Source organism: Micromonospora sp. ZG13, assembly GCF_059359355.1.
Genome location: NZ_JCADBQ010000024.1, coordinates 16,754 through 35,780, shown reverse-complemented (window position 1 = coordinate 35,780; position 19,027 = coordinate 16,754). Strand labels below are relative to the sequence as shown.

Genomic DNA, 19,027 nt, shown 5'->3' with positions numbered 1-19,027 from the left:
GAAGAACCGCCCCACCTCGTTCAGTCGACGGCGGTGACCTCCAGCAGCACGGTCTGCTCGGGATGCAGCGCGGGCATCTGGAGCCCGACGGTCGCCAGCACCGCGCCGCCGAGCGTCACGCCGCCGTCGGCCAGCCAACCCGGCCCGGTCAGTTCGAGGGTCGCGGGTTCCGGCACGCCGGCGACGGGCCGCACCGCGTACCGGCGGCGGGGGTCGAGGCCGGGAAGCCGGACCGGCCCGGGCGTCTGGGCCACCGAGGTGGCCAGCCGGGCCACGGCGTACACCGCGTGGGCGCCGTCGTGGGCGACCACGCCGTGCGCCCAGACGGCCGGGTCGGGGTGGTCGACCCGGACCACCCGGCCGGCGTGCAGCAGCGGGCGCAGCCGCTTGTGCAGCGCGACCCAGGCGGCCAGTTCGCGGCGCCGACCCGCGTCGATCGTGCCGATGTCCCACTCGATGCCGTAATGGCCGAAGAGCGCGGTCGCGGCGCGGAAACCCAGGTCGTGCACGCGGTGGGTGGTGTGCGAGCGCTCCGGCCCGATGTGGCTGCCGACCAGCTCGGGCGGGAGCAGCAGACCCGTCCAACGCTGGATGGCCAGCCGTTCCAGGGCGTCGTTGCAGTCGCTGGCCCAGACCCGGTCGGTGCGCCGCAGGATCTCCAGGTCCACCCGCGCGCCGCCGGACGCGCAGCTCTCGATCTCCACCCGCGGGTGGCGGCGGCGCAGCTCGTCGAGGAGCCGGTAGGCCGCGAGGGTCTGTCCGTGCACCCCCGGGCGGCCCTGGTGGCCGGCCTCGGTCAGGTCCCGGTTGTGGTCCCACTTGAGGTAGTCGATGCCGGGGTACGCGGTGAGCAGCGCGTCGAGCCGCTCCAGCAGGTGGGCGTACGCGGGCGGGTGGGCCAGGTCGAGCACCTGCTGGTGCCGCCACGTCGGCGGCAGCCGGCCGGGCGTCGACAGCACCCACTCGGGGTGGGCGCGGAACAGCTCGGAGTCCGGGTTGACCATCTCCGGTTCGACCCAGAGACCGAACTGCATCCCGCGCCCGCGTACGTGGTCGACGAGCGGGTGCAGGCCGTCGGGCCACACGGTCTCGTCGACGTACCAGTCGCCGAGACCGGCGCGGTCGTGGCGACGCCCCCGGAACCACCCGTCGTCGAGCACGAAGCGTTCCACTCCGACCTCGGCGGCGTGGTCGGCCAGCGCGCGCAGCCGCTCCAGGTCGTGGTCGAAGTAGACGGCCTCCCAGACGTTGAGGGTGACCGGGCGGGGCGTGGCCGGGTGCTGCGGGCGGGCGCGCAGGTGGGTGTGCAGGACGTCGCTGATCCCGTCGAGCCCGGTGGCGGAGAAGGCGGCGTACAGCAGGGGAGTGGCGTACTCCCCGCCGGGGTCGAGCACCACCTCGCCGGGGGCGAGCAGCTCGCCGCCACCGAGGACCGACTCGCCCGTCGGCCGCCGCTCGGCGAAGGTGACGTGGTCGCCGCTCCACGCGGTGTGCACGGCCCACACCTCGCCGTGGCCGAAGCCGAACCCCGCCGTGCCGGCCACCAGCAGCAGGGTCGCGTCGTGCCCGGTGCGGCCGTGCCGGCCCTCGCGTACCCAGGTGCCCATCGGCCAGGGGTGCCGCTGCGGGGACCGTTCCCGGCACCACCGGCCGGTCAGGTCGAGCAGTTCGGTGGCGACCGCCGGCACCGGCAGGACCGGCGTCAGCTCCCGCAGCTCGTACGGGTGGTCGCCGGTGTTGCGCAGCCGGTGCCGCAGCAGCACCAGCCCGGTCGCGTCGAGCGTCAGCTCGACGGTCAGCGACAGCCCGGCGGCGGCGTCGGCCGCCCGTACGGTGACCCGGGCGGGACCGCTGCCGTCGTCGGCCACGTCGACGTCGTCGAGCCGGAAGGCGGTGGACCAGTCCCGGCGCTCGCGGTGCCCGCCCAGCGCCGGGCGGCCGCCCCAGCCGGCGGACGCCTCCGGCAGCAGGGACAGCACCGTCGGCGCGTCGAAGCTGCTCGGTACGACCGGCGCGACGGTCGCGGCGAGCAGGGCGGGCAGGTCGTCGGCCGGGACCGGGCCGAGGTCTGCGCCCCAGTGCGCGAGGCGGGGCAGCCCCGGGCCGCGCGCGTCGAGCACCACGCTGGTCCGGGCACGGCGCAGGTGGACGACACTCATCCTTTCGACGCTCCCAGGGTCAGGCCCCGGACGAACTGCCTCTGCAACAGGAAGAACACCACCAGGGTCGGGATCGCGACCAGCACCGAGCCGGCCGAGACGAGGTTGTTGTCGGTGAAGAACTCGCCGCGCAGGTTGTTCAGCGAGCTGGTCACCGGGAACTTGTCGCCGGTACGCATGAGCACGGTGGCCCAGAAGAACTCGTTGTAGATCCAGGTCACCTCCAGGGTGGCCAGCGCGGCGAGGGCCGGCCGGCACAGCGGCATGGTGACCTGCCAGTACTGGCGCCAGACGCTCGCCCCGTCGATCATCGCCGCCTCGTACAGGTCGTGCGGCAGGGCCTTCATGTAGTTGCTGAGCACGAAGACGCAGAATCCGCACTGGAAGGCGACGTTGACCAGGATCAGCCCCCAGTAGCTGTCGTAGAGCACCTCCGAGTCGCTCATGAACGCCGGCAGCGGCACCTGGGTGAAGAGCCGGAACAGCGGGATGAGCAGGGCCTGCTGGGGCAGCAGGTTCGCGGCGGTGAACAGGCCGAGCAGGACGATGTTGGTCTTCCAGCTGAACCGGGCGATGACGAACGCCACGCAGGAGGCGAGGAAGAGGGTCAGCAGCACCGCCGGCACGGTGATGTAGACGGAGTTGAGGAAGTGCTTGCCGAACTCGGCGGTCCGCCAGGCGGTGACGTAGTTGTCGAGGGTCCACCCGCCGAGCGAGACGTAGCCGTTGGTGGCCGTGTACTCGTAGGAGCGCAGCGAGGTCAGCACGGCCCAGAGGATCGGGAAGAGCCAGCCGATCGCCACCGCGGCGAGGAAGACGTGCAGCACGATCCGGGCCGGGCGCGGCGGCGGGCGCCGCCGGGGTGCGGGGGCGGTGCCGGCTTGCCGGGACACGGTAGCGGTGCTCATCGGCGTCCCTCCCGCAGCACGGTCGCCAGGTAGACGGTGATGAAGAGCAGCGAGACGACCAGCATGATCGTCGCCAGCGCGGAGCCGAAGCCGATCCGGCTCGCCTCGCCCACGACGTTCTGGGTGACCAGCGCCGAGAGCAGTTCCAGGCCGTTGCGGCCCTTGTTGATGACCCAGACCAGGTCGAACGCGCGCAGCGACTCGATCACCGTCACCACCAGCACGATGATGTTGATGGGCCGCAGGACCGGGAAGATCACCTTGAAGAAGGTCCGGCCCTCCGACGCGCCGTCCACGGCGGCGGCCTCCCGCAGCGACGGGTCGACGCCCTTGAGCCCGGCCAGGTAGAGCAGCATGATGTAGCCGACGTGCCGCCAGCCGGCGGCCACCAGCACGGCCCAGATGTTGACGTCGGGGTCGCCGTACCAGTCGACGTTCGTGCCGAGGACGGCGTTGAGCAGGCCCTGGTCGCGGGAGTAGAGCAGCTGCCAGACGAAGCCGATCAGCGCCAGGGAGAGCACCACCGGCAGGTAGAGCGCGGTCTGGTAGAACCGGGTGCCGTGCAGCTCCTTGTCCAGCAGGACGGCCAGGAACATGCCGAACGGGGTGGCCACCGCGAACAGCGCCGCCAGCCAGAGCAGGTTGTTCTGCACGGCCGGCACGAACGGCGGGTAGTTCTGGACCACGTCGGCGTAGTTGCGACCGCCGACCCACTCGATGTCGGAGACCGGGCCGATGCCGTCCCAGTCGGTGCCGGAGAGCAGCACGGTGGCGCCCGCCGGCAGCCAGACCAGGCCGACGACGAGCAGCAGCGGTACGGCCACCATGAGCGCGACGACCACGCGGTCGGTGCGGGACAGCAGCCGTACGCGCCGGCGGCGGCCACCCGTGGGGGTGGTGGCCGCCGCCGGCGGCGCGGCGCGATCCGCTTGGATCAGGGGCAGGTCGGACACGGTGCCCTCACCCTCTCGCCGTCAGTCGGTGAAGATCGACTTTTTCTGGTTCTCGATGCTGGACGTCAGCCCGTCGATGTCCTTCGGGTCCTTGATGAACTGCTGGAGCGCCGGGATGATCACCGTGGAGGCGAAGTCCGGGCGGGTGTCGCGGTCCAGGAACTGGGCGATCTCGGTGGCCGAGCCGACCAGCTCGGCGGCCTTCTTCTGCAGGGCGCTGTAGCCGCTGGTGTCGGCCTCGCTGTTGGCGACCAGCGTGCTCGGGTCGTTCTTGACGGTGATGTCCGCGGCGGCCTTCGAGCCGACGTACTCCAGCAGCTTCCTGGCGTTGGCCTCCTGCTTCGGCTTGCGGGCCATCATGTAGCCGTCGATGGGCGCGTCCAGGGCCTTGGCGCCGATCGCCGGGTCGATCTCGGGGAAGGTGAAGAAGTCGAGGTCGGCCAGGTCGTCGCCGTCGAACTGCTGGCCGACGAAGAGGCCGAGCAGGTACATGCCGCTCTTCTTCTGCTGCAACGACTGGGCGGCCTCCTGCCAGGTCCGGCCGAGGCTGTCCGGCTGGTGCAGGGGCAGCAGGCCGCGCCAGGTGTCGAAGACCTTCTTCACCTTGTCGGAGGTCCAGGACTCCTTGCCGGCCATCAGGTCGATGTGGAACTGGTAGCCGTTGATCCGCAGGTTGAGGATGTCGAAGGTGCCCATCGCCGGCCAGCCGTCCTTGTCGGCGAAGGCGATCGGGGTGAGGCCGTCCTTCTTCATCTCCCCGGCGAGCGCGGTCAGGTCGTCGAGGGTCTTCGGCACCTGGTAGCCGTTCTGCTGCCAGACCGACTTGCGATAGAAGACGGCCCACGGGTAGTACGACGACGGCACGAAGTACTGCTTGCCGTCGTCCCCGGTCGACGCCTTGCGGAACGCGTCGGACATCCCGGAGAGCTTGCCCCAGACGTCGCTGAGATCCCCGGCGAGGCCCCGGGCGGCGAAGAACCGCATGCGGTAGCCGGCGAACCACATGAACACGTCGTCCGGCTTGCCCTGGAGGTAGTTGTTGATGTTCTCCTGGAACGTGTTGTGGTCGACGGTGTTGACCGCGACCTGGAGGCCGGACGAGGTCTGGAACCCGTCCACGACCTTCGCGACCACCTCCTTGGGTTTCGGGTCGGACTGGTTGGAGCCCAGCGACACCGTCTTGGCGTCGGATCCGCCGGAGTCGGAACCGCAGCCGGCGAGCAGGCCCGTGCCGAGCAGCGCGGTGCTGCCGGCGGCGCCGGCCAGCAGCGAACGACGGTTGAGGCCGGCCACGGAGGGGGGTACGAGCCGCGCGAGGTATTCGGCTCGGGTGCGGGGACGGGACATGGTGCCTCCTGCGGATGAAGAGGAGTGCCCGAGGGCCGTCGGTGGCGGTGCCCCGGCAACCGTGATCACACATCCGGATCCATCGCGAATCCACATTGGCGAACACGAATTGCCAGTGGCGCCTCAAGCTACTCGTCCTCCGGGCGCTGTCAAGAGGGCGGCTGACGCCCGCCAATCCGGCCGCGACAAGGGCATTGGGAGGTAAACGTTGTAAAGATGATCGATGTTGGAACGTGTTGACTTGGCCGGCTTCGCCGGGCACGCTCTGCGTTCATGCGGCGATGGCAGGGCGACGACATGTGGTTCGGCGCCGACTACAACCCCGAGCAGTGGCCCGAGTCGACCTGGGCCGAGGACGTCGAGCTGATGCGCCGCGCCGGGGTCAACCTGGTGTCGGTGGGTATCTTCTCCTGGGCGCTGCTGGAACCCGCCCCCGGCGCGTACGAGTTCGGCTGGCTCGACCGCGTGCTCGACGTGCTGCACGACGGCGGGATCTCCGTCGACCTCGCCACCGCCACCGCGAGCCCACCGCCGTGGCTGGCCCACCGGCACCCCGAGACGCTGCCCCGGCGCGCCGACGGCGCGATCCTCTGGCCCGGCGGACGGCAGGCGTACTGCCCCAGCTCGCCGGTGTTCCGCGAGCGGTCGCTGGCCCTGGTCGAGGCCCTCGCCACCCGGTACGCCGAGCACCCCGCCGTCGTCATGTGGCACGTCTCCAACGAGCTGGGCTGCCACAACGTGCACTGCTACTGCGACGTCAGCGCCGAGGCGTTCCGCCGCTGGCTGCGCGAGCGCCACGGCGACCTGGACGGGCTCAACGACGCCTGGGGCACCGCCTTCTGGAGTCAGCGCTACGGCGACTGGGCCGAGATCAACCCGCCGCGCACCGCGCCGACCTTCGCCAATCCCACCCAGCAGCTGGACTTCCTGCGCTTCTCCTCCGACGAGCAGCGCGCCCAGCTGCGCGCCGAACGCGAGGTGCTCGATCGGCTGGTGCGCCAGCCGGTCACCACGAACTTCATGGTCGGCACCGGCATCAAGCACCTCGACTACCACTCGTGGGCGTCCGACGTGGACCTGGTCGCCAACGACCACTACCTCACCGCCGCCGACCCGCGCGCCCACGTCGACCTCGCCCTCGCGGCCGACCACACCCGGGGCGTGGCCGGCGGCGCGCCGTGGCTGCTGATGGAGCACTCGACCAGCGCCGTGAACTGGCAGCCGCGCAACGTCGCGAAGGCCCCCGGGCAACTGCGCCGCAACAGCCTGGCGCACGTCGCGCGGGGCGCGGACGGCGTGCTCTTCTTCCAGTGGCGGGCCTCCCGTGCCGGGGCGGAGAAGTTCCACTCCGCCCTGGTCCCGCACGCCGGCCCGGAGACCAAGGTGTTCCGCGAGGTGTGCCGCCTCGGCGCGGACCTGCGGGCCCTCGCCGAGGTACGCGGCAGCCGGGTCGAGGCCGAGGTGGCGATCCTGTTCGACTACGAGGCGTGGTGGGGCGCCGAGCTGGACTCGCACCCCAGCGTCGACGTCGCGTACGTCGACCGCCTCAGCGCGCTGCACGACGCGCTGTGGCGGGCCGGGGTCACCGCCGACGTCGTGCACCCGTCGGCCGACCTCGCCCGCTACCGGCTGGTGCTCGTTCCGACCCTCTACCTGGTACTAGACGCGCACGCCGCCGCGCTGCGCGCGTACGTCGAGGCGGGCGGCACCGCCCTGGTGACGTACTTCAGCGGCATCGTCGACGAGCACGACCACATCCGCCTCGGCGGCTACCCGGGGGCGTTCCGGGAACTGCTGGGCGTACGCGTCGAGGAGTTCTTCCCGCTGCGGGCGGGGGAGCGGGTCACCCTCGACGACGGCTCCGGCGCCGACGTGTGGACGGAGTGGCTGCACCCCGAGGGCGCGCAGGTGCTCGCCGCGTACGCCGACGGGCCCCTGCCGGGCGTGCCGGCGTTGACCCGGCATGCCGTGGGCGCGGGCGCGGCCTGGTACGTCGGCACCCGGCTGGACGCGGCGGCGACCGACCGGCTGGTCGCCCGGCTGGTGGCCGAGGCGGGCGTACGCCCGGCGGCGCAGGCCCCCGCCGAGGTGGAGGTGGTCCGGCGGCGTGCCGGCGAGCGCAGCTGGCTCTTCGTCATCAACCACACCGACGCCGACGCCCGGCTCGACGCGACCGGCGTGGAGCTGCTGACCGGGGCGGCCTGCGCCGACCACCTGGTCGTGCCGGCCGGCGAGGTGGCCGTGGTCCGCGAGGAACCGGCCGCAGGCGCGGCCCGGTGACGGCGCGAAGGAGGACGTCCGGATGCTGGCCCGACAACGGCAGACCGCGATCCTCGAACTGATCCGGCAGCACGGCGGCGTGCGGGTCAGCCACCTCGTCAGCCGGTTCGGCGTCTCCGACATGACGATCCGGCGCGACCTGGAGGTGCTGGCCGAGCTGGGGCTGGTCGACAAGGTCCACGGCGGCGCGACCCTGCCCGGCCCCGGCTCCGCCGAGGAGCCCGGCTTCGCCGCGAAGTCGGTCCGCCAGCAGGCCGAGAAGCGGGCCATCGCCGGGCGGGCCGCCGCCCTCGTCGAGCCCGGCATGGCCGTCGCGCTCTCCGCCGGCACCACGACCGCAGCGCTGGCCACCCTGCTTGCCGACGTACGCGGCCTGACCGTGGTGACCAACTCGATCCCCGTCGCCGACGCCCTGCACCAGAACCCCCGCGCCGACCGGACGGTCGTGCTGACCGGCGGCATCCGTACCCCGTCGGACGCCCTCACCGGCCCGGTGGCCGAGGCGGCGATCGGCTCCCTCAACGTCGACGTGCTCTTCCTCGGCGTGCACGGCATGAGCCCGCGTACGGGGTTCACCACGCCGAACCTGCTGGAGGCCGGGACGAACCGGTGCCTGATCGAGGCGTCGCGGCGCCTGGTGGTGCTGGCCGACCACACCAAGTGGGAGACCGTCGGGATGGCCACCATCGCCCCGCTGTCCGAGGCCGACGTGCTCGTCACCGACGCGGGCCTGCCCCCGGAGGCGCGCGCTCAGCTCGCCGAGCAGGTCGGCGAACTGGTCGTCGTCGAGGGCGGCTGAGACCTTCGCCCGCGCCGTGGCGGTTGATCCCGGCGGTTCCGACGTCGCCGCAGGCTGACCGGTGCCTCCCCGTCGAACGAGGGCGTGACCCTCAGCTCGTGGACCCCGGCGTCCGCTCGGCCGGCGCGGACACACCGTCCGCGGGCCGGACGCGCTTCCGCCACCGGTGGTGGCGCCACACCGCGACTGTGACGGCCACGGCAACGAGCAGCGCGGTGGCGCCCTTCCAGGCACGTTCGAACCACGATCTGTCGTTGCCGAACGCCGCATCACCGGCCGCCATGAGCCACAGCCCCACCCACGCCCACTGCCAGCCGCGTGGCCGGGAGAACGTGCCCGGCGGGGCGGAGAACGCGACGGACACGGTGACTGCGGCGCCGACGACGACGATCAGGGGTCCGCCGACGCGCGAGGTGGCCTCCCACAGCGACATGAACCGATCATGGCACCCCGGCACCACCACCAGAGCCGTTGCTCGACCCGTACGTCGGCCTCACCGAAACCGACCTCTCAGCCGTCCGTCAGTGGCTCGCGCGGGACGACGGCGCCGCTTGATCACCTGCTCGCTCGTGCCGCCGGTCACGCGGCCGTCGACGCCGCGACGTCCACTCCGCGACGGTTCCACCTGCGGTGCTTCCGTCGGACGGCGCGCCTTCACAGGCACTTCACAGCGCCCACGGATAGGGTCCCGGGAAGTCAGCGACCGGCTCCAAGGTGGAGCGCGGTGTCTTTGCACGGGAGTTCCGATGGTCTTCAAGAAGATGTTGAGCGCGTTCGGCGTGGGCGGGCCGAGCGTCGACACCGTCCTGACCAACCCGAACACCCGGCCCGGCCTGACCCTCGAGGGGCAGGTGAACCTGCTCGGCGGCGACGCGCCGGCCAACATCGAGCAGGTCGTCGTCGGCCTGGTCACCCGGGTCGAGATCGAGGGCCACGACACGGAGTACGCCGGGGTCATGGAGTTCCACCGGCTGCCGGTCAGCGGCCCGCTCCAGCTCGCCGCGAAGCAGCAGCTCGCCATCCCGTTCCAGCTCCCGATGCCGTGGGAGACCCCGATCACCGACGTCTACGGTCAGCGGCTGCGCGGCATGACGATGGGGCTGCGTACCGAGCTGGCCATCGCCCGGGCGGTGGACAAGGGCGACCTGGACCAGGTCAACGTGCACCCGCTGCCGGTGCACGAGCGGATCCTGGAGGCGTTCCAGCGGCTCGGCTTCCGGTTCAAGCACGCCGACCTGGAACGCGGCCACATCCGGGGCACGCAGCAGACGCTGCCGTTCTACCAGGAGATCGAGTTCTTCGCCTCGCCCCAGTACGCGAGCACCATCAACGAGGTCGAGCTGACCTTCGTGACCAGCCCGCACGGTGTCGAGGTCATCCTCGAGTGCGACAAGCGCGGCGGGTTCCTCACCCCGGGGCACGACGCGTTCGGTCACTACCGGGTCGCGCACACCGACGCCGACGGGACGGACTGGGTCCAGGTGGTCGACGGCTGGCTGCGGGAGACGACGTCCCGCTACGGCAGCCTGCGCGGCGCGCACGGCTTCGGCGGGCACGGCCACGGGCACGGTCACGGCCGGGGGGTCGGCATGGGCGGCGTCGTCGCCGGCGCCGCGGTGGGAGCCGTCGGCGGCATGATCGTGGGTGACATGATCGGCGATGCCTTCGAGGGCGACGGCGAGGACTTCGGCGGCTTCGAGGAGTAGGACCACACACGACGGTGGCCCCCGGGACGACAGTCCCGGGGGCCACTGCGGTGCCGTGGTGCGCGGCTACGCGGTGCCCGGTCAGTGCCGGGCCTTGCGCTCCTCGCCGCTGCGCCAGTTGCTGCCGGCCTTGGCCAGACCACGGCTACCCAGGTACCCGATGGTCAGCAGTGTGATCATGAACCAGGCGTTGTCGGCCCGGAAGATGTCCACCCCGGCCGTGTTCCGGCCGACCAGCTGCGAGGCGGCCAGCACGCCGATCACGGCCGCGATGTAGACCCAGAACTCGGTCGTCCGCAGCGACGGCTTGGTCTCCGTGCCGGGCGCCTGCATGGCCTCCCGGTGCCCGTCGTGCATCATCGGCATCGGACGGGTGGGCGTCTCCTGGATGGCCCTGTCCTGCATCGCCCGGTTGGGCATGTCCTGCGTCGGCCGGTTCATCGGCCTGGTGGAAGCAGCCTGCGTGCTCATCTTGTCCTCCTCAGGATGCGATGAGTCGTACCTGCGTTCCCTCGCCCCGCTACCGCGTGTCGGCCACGGCACGGTTCGCGTTCATGGCGGGGGCACCCGCCGTCTACCCGACCCGACGGGGGCAGTAACACCCACCGCCAGCCGGAATCCTCCCCGCCCCACGCCCCGTGCTCCGGCAGCGATCATGCAGTTGTGGTGGGGTGCAAAACGCCCTGATGGGCCGCTGGCGGGCACCACGACTGCCTGATCGGCCCCGTCCCCGCCCCCCGCCAGGCATGGGCGGGGGTTTGGTGGTGGGGGTGATGGGCACGCGTCTCGGGACTACGACTCGTGCGAGGTGATGGACATGCGTGAGGACGACATGCGGCAGGACGCCGCCCGGCGTGCCGAGGAACGGATCGCCGGTGGCGTGTACGGCGAGGGCGCTCTCGACGAGGTGACCGTGCCTCCTACCGACGTGCAGCGGGTGATCCAGGACGAGGACCCGGACGATCCGGCCCACGTTCCGGTCGATCCGGAGGTGCTGCGCGACGGCGGCCCCACCCGGGGACAGGGCGCCGTCACCACGACCGGCGGCACCGCCGGACCGGCGTCCGTCCGCCGGTTGGCGCGGCAGCCGGAGCGGCACCCGGGCAAGGTGGCGCCGACCACCACGGGCGACGCCACCACCGGCGGTCTGAGCACCCCGGCCGGCGGATCCACCAGCGACCAGTCCGGCCCCGCCAGCCAGGTCGGCGACTTCACCCCGGACTGACCCGCCGACCCCACCTACCGCAGCGCCAACCGGGAGGGCGGGGTCGGTGGTTCAGGTGGGGCGGACGATGCCGAGGCGTTGGGTGGCGCGGGTGAGAGCGACGTAGAGGTCGCTGCGACCCCGGGGCGACTCCGCCACGACGCGGTCGGGGTCGACCAGGAGGACCGAGTCGAACTCGAGCCCCTTGGCCTGACCGACGGTGAGCACCACCACGCGGCTCTCCAACGCCGGGTCCTCGCCGACGGCGGCCTCGGGCAGGGCGGCGGTGAGCGCGCCGCCCAACTCGTCGACCCGCCCGGCCGGCACGATGACCCCGAGCCGGCCGTCGTCCAGGCCGGCCGCCTCCCGGGTGGCGGCGGCCACCAGCTCCGCCGTCAGGCGCTCCGCCGGCACCGCGCGGTCCCACGGCGGCACCCCGCTGGAGCGTACGGAGCGGGGCGGGCGCAGCGCCGGATCGATCTCTGCGAGCACCTCGGCGGCGACCGCCATGATCTCGGCCGGGGTGCGGTAGCTGACGGTCAGCTCCTCCAGCCGCCAGCGCTGCGCCACGTACGGCTCCAGCGCGTCGGCCCAGGACGGGGTGCCGGCCAGCGCGCCGGTCTGCGCCACGTCGCCGACGATGGTCATCGAGCGGCTCGGGCAGCGGCGCATCAGCAGTCGCCAGGCCATCGGCGACAGCTCCTGCGCCTCGTCGACGATCACGTGCCCGAACGCCCAGCGCCGGTCGGCCGCGGCCCGCTGGGCGGTGGTCAGCCGGTCCGCCTCCTCCTGCCGTTCGAGCAGCCGGTCGGCGTCGAGCAGGTCGGTGACGCCGAGGATCTCACCGCCGTCGGCCTCGTCCTCGACGTCGATGGAGCGGGAGCCCCGGGCGATCTCCAGTACGCCTTCGGCGTACTCCCGTTGCAGGGTCCGGATCCGTTCCCGGCGGGCGGCGGCGGCCCGCTCGTCCTCGCCGAGCAACTCGGCCGCCTCGTCCAGCAGCGGCACGTCGGCCGGCGTCCAGCCGCCCGGCTCGCGGTGCAGCGCGGCCCGTTCGGCGTCGCTGAGCATGGGCGCGGCGACGGCGATCCGCTCGGTGGAGGCGTACAGGTCGGCGAGCAGGCGCTGCGGGGTGAGCACCGGCCAGAGCTGGTCCAGCACGGCGCGCACCTCGGGCTCCTCGCGCAGCTCGCGGCGGATCTCCGCCACGTCGGCCTCGTCGAGCAGGTTCTCCCCGCCCAGCGGGTCCGCGCCGATCCGCTCGGCGACCTGGGCCGCGAGGGCATGGACGATCTCGACGTCGAAGAGCGCCCGGGCCAGGTTGTGCGGCCGGTCGGACCGGCGGGCCCGGTCCCGGGCGGCGCGCACGGTCTCCGGGTCGAGCCGCAGCACCTCCTGCTGCGGCAGCTCGATCTCCAGCGGCTCGTCGGGCACCCACTGCCGGTCCCGGACGGCGGCGGCCAGCACCCCGACCATCACCGCGCTGCCCTTGAGCGCGGCGGTCGCGGCGGGCTCGGCGCGGCGGGCGCTGACCCCCGGGAAGAGGTCGCCCTGGGTCCGCAGGAGCACGCCCGTCTCGGCCAGCGCCGGCAGCACCTGGGAGATGTAGCGCAGGAACGTGGCGTTCGGGCCGACCAGGAGCACGCCCCGGGTGGAGAGCTGCTCGCGGTGGGTGTAGAGCAGGTACGCCGCGCGGTGCAGCGCGACGGCGGTCTTGCCGGTGCCGGGGCCACCCTGCACGACCAGTACGCCCGGCAGGTCGGCGCGGATGATCCGGTCCTGCTCGGCCTGGATGGTCTCGACGATGTCGCGCATCCGGCCGGTGCGGCCGGCGTTGAGCGCGGCGAGCAGCGACGCCTCGCCGGTCAGCTCCTCGTGCGCGGTGGGGGAGGCGGTGTCCAGGTCCAGCACCTCGTCGTTGAGCGCGGTCACCTTGCGTTCCCGGGTACGCAGGTGCCGGCGGCGGCGTACGCCCTGAGGGTTGGCCGCGGTGGCGAGATAGAAGGCGCGGGCGGCCGGGGCGCGCCAGTCCATCAGCAGCGGGTCGTAGTCGCCGCCGGTGTCGAAGATCCCGATGCGGCCGATGTAGTGGGGGCCGCCGTCGTCGGTGTCGAGCCGGCCGAAGCAGAGGCCGCTCTCCACCGAGGAGAACTGCTCGACCTGGTCGGCGTACATCCGCACCGCGCTGTCGCGCTGGGAGCGGGCCTGGAGGGTGCCGCCGGTCGCCCGCAGCTCGTCGGTCAGCCGGCGGGAGGCCTGCTCACGCAGCTCGTCCAGCCGGCGATAGAGCATCGAGACGTATTCCTGTTCGCGGCCGATTTCGTCATCGGGCTGCAATTCGGCGGAATCGGCGGAATGCCTTGACAAGCCGTCTCCCATTCGAGTAGCATCTCTCTCGGAACGGCTATTATCAGCCGTTCTTTTTTGTTGCCTGAACTGAGAAAGATACCGTGCGCCGGTCGCCTCGACCAAGCGCGCCGGGCCACACCGCGACTCGTCCCGCACAGACAGCGGGGGCCCGCCGCGTGGCGGGCCCCCGGACTGCCGATTCTCAGCCCTTCGCCACCTCGTAGAGCCGCTCCGGCGTCACCGCGCCGGCGATGAGCCGGCCGTCGTCGGTGAGCAGCACGCTGAACAGCTTCCCGGTCAGCAGCCGGCCGCTGCCCCAGTCGCCGCTGACCTTCGGCAGCGCGCCGAGCAACGCCGCCGGGTCGCCGGCCGGTCCGTTCCCGGCGCGGCCGGGGGCGGCGGGTCGGTCCGCGGGCGCGCCGGCACCGTCGAGCCGCGCGACCACCACGGTGGCCCAGCTCTCGCCGACCGTACGCACGTCCGGCCGCTCGCCGTCCGCGCGCCGCTTCCCGGGGGCGTCGGCGGGCTGCCTGCCGGCGGTCTCCTCGGTCACCTTCACGCCGGGCGGCGGGTTGAAGGTGAACTGGTCGGCGTCGGGCCGGGCATACGACACCTGGGTGAAGGCCATCTCGAAGGCCGGCTTGTCGCTGCCGTCGGCGAAGACCTCGAAGCGCAGCGGCACGTGCTGCCGCGCGTCGATGGCGATGCGCACCTGGTGCACCAGCGAGGCGGCGTCGCGCGGGGCGAGCACCAGCTCGTACGCGTCGCGGCCGGCGACCGTGGCGGAGCGGCCGACGCTCACCTCGGTGCTCGGGCCGATCGCCGTGAGGGCACGGTCGGCCGCCTCCCCGGGGGTGACCGGCAACTCCGGCGTCTGGGCCCCGGTGGTGCCCTCGGGCAGCGTGCGGTGGGTGGCGGTGTTGGACCGGCTGTTCCAGGCCCACACGTCCCGGCCGTTGCGCACGATGTCGTGCTCGCCGAGCGTGTCCACCAGGGCGACGCGCTGCCGGTCGGGCCCGGAGTGCCAGACCCGCAGGGTGTGCGTGCCGGTCAGCAGGCCGGTCAGGCCGTCGCCGCCGACCAGGCCGGCCAGCGGCGGCAGGCCCAGGTCGGCGCGCTGCACGACCGTGCCGGAGAGCCCCTCCAGCCGGGAGGTCTGAAGGTCGACCAGGAGTTGGGCGGCGGTGCGCGGCGGCAGGCTCGGCTCGGCCTGGGCGGCGAACGTGCCGAGCGCGGCGCCGCCGCCGATGACGGTCGCGACGGCGGTCACCGGGACCAGCCAGCGTAGGACGGGACGGCTCTTCAGGACGGACATGTGACACCTCCTGCCGGACATCCTGCCTCCTCGACGCTGTGAGGGCGCTGAGGACGGCCGTACGACCCCGGGCGCCCGGGTGGCACCCTTGGAGGCGTGCGGTTGCTGGTGGTGGAGGACGAGTCGCGGTTGGCGTCCGCCCTGCAACGGGGGTTGCAGGCCGAGGGGTTCGCGGTGGACGTGGCGGCGACCGGCCCGGAGGGGCTCGACGCGGCACGCCACGGCGGGTACGACGCGATGGTCCTCGACGTGATGCTGCCCGGCCTCTCCGGCTACGAGCTGGTACGCCGGCTGCGCGCCGAGGAGCACTGGCTGCCGGTGCTCATGCTCTCGGCCAAGGATGGCGAGTACGACCAGGCCGACGGGCTGGACTGCGGGGCCGACGACTACCTCACCAAGCCCTTCTCGTACGTGGTGCTGCTGGCCCGGCTGCGGGCCCTGTTGCGCCGGGGCGCCCCCGAACGCCCGACGGTGCTCGCGGTCGGCGACCTCCGGCTGGACCCGGCGCGGCGACGGGTGACCCGCGCCGACGCCGAGGTCGCGCTGACCAGCCGCGAGTTCGCGCTGCTCGACTACCTCATGCGCCGCCCCGGCGAGGTGGTCTCCAAGACCGAGCTGCTGGACCACGTCTGGGACGCCAGCGTCGAGACGGCGCCGAACGCGGTCGAGGTCTACGTCGGGTACCTGCGGCGCAAGATCGGCCGGGAGCGCCTGGAGACGGTCCGGGGCGCCGGTTACCGGCTCGCCCCGTGACGCGGGGGACGCGCGGGCGGCTGCGCGCCGGGCCCGGGCTGCGCGGGCGGCTGATGGCGGTCGGCGTACTCGGTGTGTCGGGGGGACTCGCCGTCGGCGGGCTCGTCCTGCTCGCCGTGCTGGGCTGGGCCCTGCAACGTGCCGTCGACACCGAGGCGTTCCGTACCGCCGACGCGGTCGCGCTGCTCGCCGCCGAGGAGGTACTGCCCGATCCGCTGCCGGTGGCCGGCGGGCAGGTCCGGGTGCAGGTGATCGACGCCGCGGGCCGGGTGCGGGCGGCCTCCATCGACGCCGACCGGCTGGTGCCGATGGTGTCGCCGGGGAGCCTCGACGCCGGCGTGCGGCAGCGGCTGACGGTGTCGGGGGAGCGGGTCGGCCTGACCGGGCCGGTGCGGGTGGTGGCCGTACCGGCGGGCACCGCCGCCGACCCGCGTACCGTCCTGGTGGCCCGGTCGCTGGCGGACGTGCGGCACAGCGCGCACGTCGTACGGACCATCCTGCTGGTGAGCTTCCCGCTGCTGGTCGTGGTGCTCGCCGCCGTGGCCTGGCGGGTGGTCGGCGCGACCCTGCGCCCGGTGGAGGCGCTGCGCCGGGGGGCCGAGGAGATCACCGGGCGGGACGGGGGCGGGCGGCTGCCCGTACCGGCGTCGCGGGACGAGATCCACCGGCTCGCGGTGACGCTCAACGGGATGCTGGGCCGGCTGGAGTCCGCCCGGGACCGGCAACGGGCGTTCGTCGCGGACGCCGCGCACGAGTTGCGCAGCCCGCTGGCGAACATCCGTACCGAGCTGGAGGTCGCCCGGCGGCTGGCCGACCGGACGGACTGGACGGCGGTGTCGGCGAACCTGCTCGCCGACACGGAGCGGCTCGGTCGGCTCGTCGACGACCTGCTGCTGCTGGCCCGGCTCGACGAGCGGCCGCCGGCGCGGGCCACGGGGCCGGTCGAGCTGGGGGCCCTGCTGGCGGCGGTGGCCGCCCGGTACCCGTCGCCGCCGGTGCGCCTCGACGCCCCGGCGGCGCCGCTGTGGACCGAGGGCGATCCCGACGAGCTGCGTCGCATCCTGACCAACCTGGTCGACAACGCCGTCCGGCACGCCCACGGCGAGGTGGTGCTGGCCGCCGGCCCGGGCGCCGACGGGGCGGGCGGCGACGGTGGGACGTCCGGCAGGGGCCAGGCCGCCGGCGGGCGGGCCGGCCGGGGAGCGGCAGGCGGCGGGGGAGCGGGCGGCAGCGGCGTCGGGGCGTACCACCTGGTGACGGTGACCGACGACGGGCCGGGGATCCCGGCCGGGGACCGGGAGCGGGTCTTCGGCCGGTTCACCCGGCTCGACGACGCCCGCGCCCGCGACGACGGCGGCGCCGGCCTCGGCCTGGCCATCGTGCGCGAGCTGGTCCGCCGGGCCGGCGGCGGCATCGAGCTCACCGACGCCCACCCCGGGCGGGCCGGCGGGCCGGGGCTGCGGGTACGGCTGCTGCTGCCGACCCTGCCCGACCCGGAGAAACCCTGACGAAGGACGCCACGCCGGGCGGGGCCCAATTCCGGACCATCCGGCACGCCTGCGATCGGCGTCGCCGCGCCCGGGACCGGCGGCGGACCGTCAGCCGGGACCGGGCCGTCAGCCGCGACGGGTGCAGACCTGCTGCGCGCGGGCGATCGTGTCCGTCGACCACACGACCGCGACCGTGAAGCAGTAGTCGGTGCTGCGGTTCAGGCCGTAGACGACGAAGGTGGTGGTGCCGGCGGGCAGGTTGGCGAAGGCCGTCTGCGCCTGGCCGGCCCGGCCGCCCGAGATGACCACCGGACCCTCTCCGCCGGCCGGGTAGGTCCAGCGCAGCGCCACGTTGTCGCGGTTGTCCCGCAGCGTGACCGCGCCCGGCGGGCTGCCGGGGGAGGCCGCGGCCCCGCTCGTCGGGCCGGCGGCGGGCGGGGCGCCCGTGCCGGTCGACCCGCCCGCCGGCGTGGAGGCCGGCGCGCCGGTCGCGGCAGGGGGCGCCGGGTCGGGGGCACCGTCCATTGCGGCCACCCCGGTGATCACCGCGACCGTGCCCAGCAGCACCACCGCGACGCCACCGACGGCGAGCGGCAGCAGCAGGTTGCCGCGCCGCGCCGGCGCGCGGTGCACCGGCACCGGCAGCAGCCGCGACGGCTGGTAGGGCTCCTCGGGCGCGTCGGGCCGGTGGACCCGGTGCACCCCGTCGGCCTCCTCGGTGGCAGCGCCACCGGCCAGGGGTACGACCGCCGGCGGCACGGCGCTGTCGGCCGGGCCGTCGTCGGCGTCGGGGGGCCACCAGCCGGGCGGCGGATCCTCCGTCGGCTGCCGGGGCGTCGGCACCGGGTGCGGCGGCGCGGCGTAGGGGTCGGTGTGTGCCGCTGCGGCGTACGGGTCCGGCTCCGCCGGGCGGTAGCCCTGCTGCGAGGGGTGCTGCGCCGTCGCCGGTCCGTCGCCCGGGGGCGGGGTACGCGCGGACGGCACGATCGGGCCGTCGCGGCCGACGGGTGCGGTGTCGGCGCAGACGTGGTCCGGGTTGGCCGCCGCCCGGGCCAGCCCCGCCACCTGCGCCGCCAGCGGATCGTCCGCCGGCAGGTGCTGGCGGCACAGCTCCCTGGCCAGCGCGAGGTTGTCGTGCGCCTCGGCGAACTGCCCGCAGTCGCGCTGCATCGCCCCGAGCCGCGCCAGCATCTTGATGCCGCTGGGGTGCCCGTCGCCGTAGACCTCGCGGTGCAGCTCCCAGGCGTCCTGCAAGCGGTCGCGGGCCACCTGGCACTGGCCGCGCGCGTATTCCACCGTGGCCAGGTCGGCGTGGGCGGCGAGCACCCGCAGCGACTCCGGCCCGTCGAGCGCGGTCAGCTCGATGATCACTTCCTGGTAGAGCCGGGCGGCGCGCGACCAGCTGCCGACCCGGTGCAGCACCGCCGCGAGGGTGGCCGCGGCGGCCACCGTGCGCTGGTCGGCGCGCCCGTGCAACCGGGTCGTGGCCGCGTACGCGAACGCGGCCCAGCCCCGGGCCGAGTGCGGCTCGCCGAGGGCGACCAGTACGCGGGCCTGGAGGCTGGCGGCCTCGGCCAGCTCGGGCGTGGCGTTGGCCGGACGCGGGTCGGCGTCGGTCAGCGCGTCGGCGAGCAGCCGCTGGGCGCCGGCGAGGTCGCCGGAGGACACCAGGTGGTGCGCCTGGTCAGTCAGATCACCGAAGCCGGAAGGCACGCCCCATCGTGCTCATCCGACGACGGTAAGTACAAGACCCGAGGGGGAGTG

15 protein-coding genes are annotated in these 19,027 nt (G+C 73.7%); 6 read left to right on the top strand and 9 right to left on the bottom strand.

From position 1 onward, the window contains the following. Window positions 1-20 precede the first annotated feature (20 nt). Genes AC5L34_RS28635 through AC5L34_RS28620 form a run of 4 tightly spaced genes read right to left on the bottom strand, consistent with a single transcriptional unit; the run spans window position 21 to window position 5,367 of the window. Window positions 21-2,159, bottom strand: a complete 2,139-nt coding sequence (locus tag AC5L34_RS28635) for an alpha-galactosidase (protein WP_441178069.1) — start codon at window positions 2,157-2,159, stop codon at window positions 21-23. Then, window positions 2,156-3,067 carry a carbohydrate ABC transporter permease gene (locus AC5L34_RS28630; RefSeq protein ID WP_441178070.1) on the bottom strand — a complete coding sequence of 304 codons (912 nt, stop codon included), beginning with the start codon at window positions 3,065-3,067 and terminating at the stop codon, window positions 2,156-2,158. Before AC5L34_RS28630 ends, AC5L34_RS28635 begins: the two co-directional genes overlap by 4 nt. Beyond that, the gene (locus AC5L34_RS28625; RefSeq protein ID WP_441178071.1) at window positions 3,064-4,020 is read right to left on the bottom strand and encodes a carbohydrate ABC transporter permease; all 957 of its coding nucleotides are present in this window, start codon (window positions 4,018-4,020) and stop codon (window positions 3,064-3,066) included. The genes AC5L34_RS28630 and AC5L34_RS28625 overlap by 4 nt, the downstream gene beginning before the upstream one ends. Window positions 4,021-4,041: 21 nt before the next feature. Continuing rightward, on the bottom strand, window positions 4,042-5,367 hold the full coding sequence (locus tag AC5L34_RS28620) for an ABC transporter substrate-binding protein (RefSeq protein ID WP_441178072.1): 1,326 nt from the start codon (window positions 5,365-5,367) through the stop codon (window positions 4,042-4,044). 273 nt (window positions 5,368-5,640) lie between these two features. Here AC5L34_RS28620 and AC5L34_RS28615 point away from each other — a divergent pair, with 273 nt between their 5' ends. After that, window positions 5,641-7,647: a beta-galactosidase gene (locus AC5L34_RS28615; protein WP_441178073.1), complete on the top strand. Its 2,007-nt coding sequence runs from the start codon at window positions 5,641-5,643 to the stop codon at window positions 7,645-7,647. A gap of 22 nt (window positions 7,648-7,669) precedes the next feature. Beyond that, window positions 7,670-8,446: a DeoR/GlpR family DNA-binding transcription regulator gene (locus tag AC5L34_RS28610; RefSeq protein ID WP_441178074.1), complete on the top strand. Its 777-nt coding sequence runs from the start codon at window positions 7,670-7,672 to the stop codon at window positions 8,444-8,446. 91 nt (window positions 8,447-8,537) lie between these two features. On the opposite strand, the gene AC5L34_RS28605 is transcribed toward AC5L34_RS28610, so the two are convergent. Next, complete coding sequence (locus AC5L34_RS28605; protein WP_441178075.1) at window positions 8,538-8,879, bottom strand: hypothetical protein; 342 nt, start codon at window positions 8,877-8,879, stop codon at window positions 8,538-8,540. A gap of 313 nt (window positions 8,880-9,192) precedes the next feature. On the opposite strand from AC5L34_RS28605, the gene AC5L34_RS28600 reads away from it, so the two are divergent. Further along, window positions 9,193-10,152, top strand: a complete 960-nt coding sequence (locus tag AC5L34_RS28600; protein ID WP_350823810.1) for a sporulation protein — start codon at window positions 9,193-9,195, stop codon at window positions 10,150-10,152. Between the two features lie 81 nt (window positions 10,153-10,233). Here AC5L34_RS28600 and AC5L34_RS28595 read toward each other — a convergent pair whose 3' ends face one another. Next, window positions 10,234-10,623, bottom strand: a complete 390-nt coding sequence (locus AC5L34_RS28595) for a hypothetical protein (protein WP_441178076.1) — start codon at window positions 10,621-10,623, stop codon at window positions 10,234-10,236. A gap of 346 nt (window positions 10,624-10,969) precedes the next feature. Between AC5L34_RS28595 and AC5L34_RS28590 the strand changes: the two genes are divergently transcribed. Continuing rightward, the gene (locus tag AC5L34_RS28590) at window positions 10,970-11,377 is read left to right on the top strand and encodes a hypothetical protein (protein ID WP_441178077.1); all 408 of its coding nucleotides are present in this window, start codon (window positions 10,970-10,972) and stop codon (window positions 11,375-11,377) included. A gap of 51 nt (window positions 11,378-11,428) precedes the next feature. Here the strand turns inward: AC5L34_RS28590 and AC5L34_RS28585 are convergent, their stop codons facing one another. Both AC5L34_RS28585 and AC5L34_RS28580 read right to left on the bottom strand, forming a co-directional pair. Next, window positions 11,429-13,735, bottom strand: coding sequence for a HelD family protein (locus AC5L34_RS28585; RefSeq protein ID WP_441178078.1), 2,307 nt, complete (start codon window positions 13,733-13,735; stop codon window positions 11,429-11,431). A 172-nt stretch (window positions 13,736-13,907) separates the two neighbouring features. Continuing rightward, complete coding sequence (locus AC5L34_RS28580; protein WP_441178079.1) at window positions 13,908-15,020, bottom strand: LolA family protein; 1,113 nt, start codon at window positions 15,018-15,020, stop codon at window positions 13,908-13,910. A 96-nt stretch (window positions 15,021-15,116) separates the two neighbouring features. Between AC5L34_RS28580 and AC5L34_RS28575 the strand changes: the two genes are divergently transcribed. Together AC5L34_RS28575 and AC5L34_RS28570 are read left to right on the top strand one after the other, a co-directional pair. Beyond that, window positions 15,117-15,773 carry a response regulator transcription factor gene (locus AC5L34_RS28575; protein ID WP_089001271.1) on the top strand — a complete coding sequence of 219 codons (657 nt, stop codon included), beginning with the start codon at window positions 15,117-15,119 and terminating at the stop codon, window positions 15,771-15,773. A gap of 53 nt (window positions 15,774-15,826) precedes the next feature. Continuing rightward, a complete protein-coding gene (locus tag AC5L34_RS28570) occupies window positions 15,827-17,281 on the top strand; it encodes a sensor histidine kinase (RefSeq protein ID WP_441178095.1) in 1,455 nt (484 codons plus the stop codon). Between the two features lie 108 nt (window positions 17,282-17,389). On the opposite strand, the gene AC5L34_RS28565 is transcribed toward AC5L34_RS28570, so the two are convergent. Beyond that, window positions 17,390-18,976 carry a fibronectin type III domain-containing protein gene (locus AC5L34_RS28565; protein WP_441178080.1) on the bottom strand — a complete coding sequence of 529 codons (1,587 nt, stop codon included), beginning with the start codon at window positions 18,974-18,976 and terminating at the stop codon, window positions 17,390-17,392. Between the last annotated feature and the right edge of the window lie 51 nt (window positions 18,977-19,027).

Bases quoted from the DNA above. Each gene is read 5' to 3' on its own strand.
- AC5L34_RS28635 (WP_441178069.1), bottom strand. From the start codon at position 2,159: ATGAGTGTCGTCCACCTGCGCCGTGCCCGGACCAGCGTGGTGCTCGAC.
- AC5L34_RS28630 (WP_441178070.1), bottom strand. From the start codon at position 3,067: ATGAGCACCGCTACCGTGTCCCGGCAAGCCGGCACCGCCCCCGCACCC.
- AC5L34_RS28620 (WP_441178072.1), bottom strand. From the start codon at position 5,367: ATGTCCCGTCCCCGCACCCGAGCCGAATACCTCGCGCGGCTCGTACCC.
- AC5L34_RS28615 (WP_441178073.1), top strand. From the start codon at position 5,641: ATGCGGCGATGGCAGGGCGACGACATGTGGTTCGGCGCCGACTACAAC.
- AC5L34_RS28610 (WP_441178074.1), top strand. From the start codon at position 7,670: ATGCTGGCCCGACAACGGCAGACCGCGATCCTCGAACTGATCCGGCAG.
- AC5L34_RS28605 (WP_441178075.1), bottom strand. From the start codon at position 8,879: ATGTCGCTGTGGGAGGCCACCTCGCGCGTCGGCGGACCCCTGATCGTC.
- AC5L34_RS28600 (WP_350823810.1), top strand. From the start codon at position 9,193: ATGGTCTTCAAGAAGATGTTGAGCGCGTTCGGCGTGGGCGGGCCGAGC.
- AC5L34_RS28595 (WP_441178076.1), bottom strand. From the start codon at position 10,623: ATGAGCACGCAGGCTGCTTCCACCAGGCCGATGAACCGGCCGACGCAG.
- AC5L34_RS28590 (WP_441178077.1), top strand. From the start codon at position 10,970: ATGCGTGAGGACGACATGCGGCAGGACGCCGCCCGGCGTGCCGAGGAA.
- AC5L34_RS28585 (WP_441178078.1), bottom strand. From the start codon at position 13,735: ATGGGAGACGGCTTGTCAAGGCATTCCGCCGATTCCGCCGAATTGCAG.
- AC5L34_RS28580 (WP_441178079.1), bottom strand. From the start codon at position 15,020: ATGTCCGTCCTGAAGAGCCGTCCCGTCCTACGCTGGCTGGTCCCGGTG.
- AC5L34_RS28570 (WP_441178095.1), top strand. From the start codon at position 15,827: ATGGCGGTCGGCGTACTCGGTGTGTCGGGGGGACTCGCCGTCGGCGGG.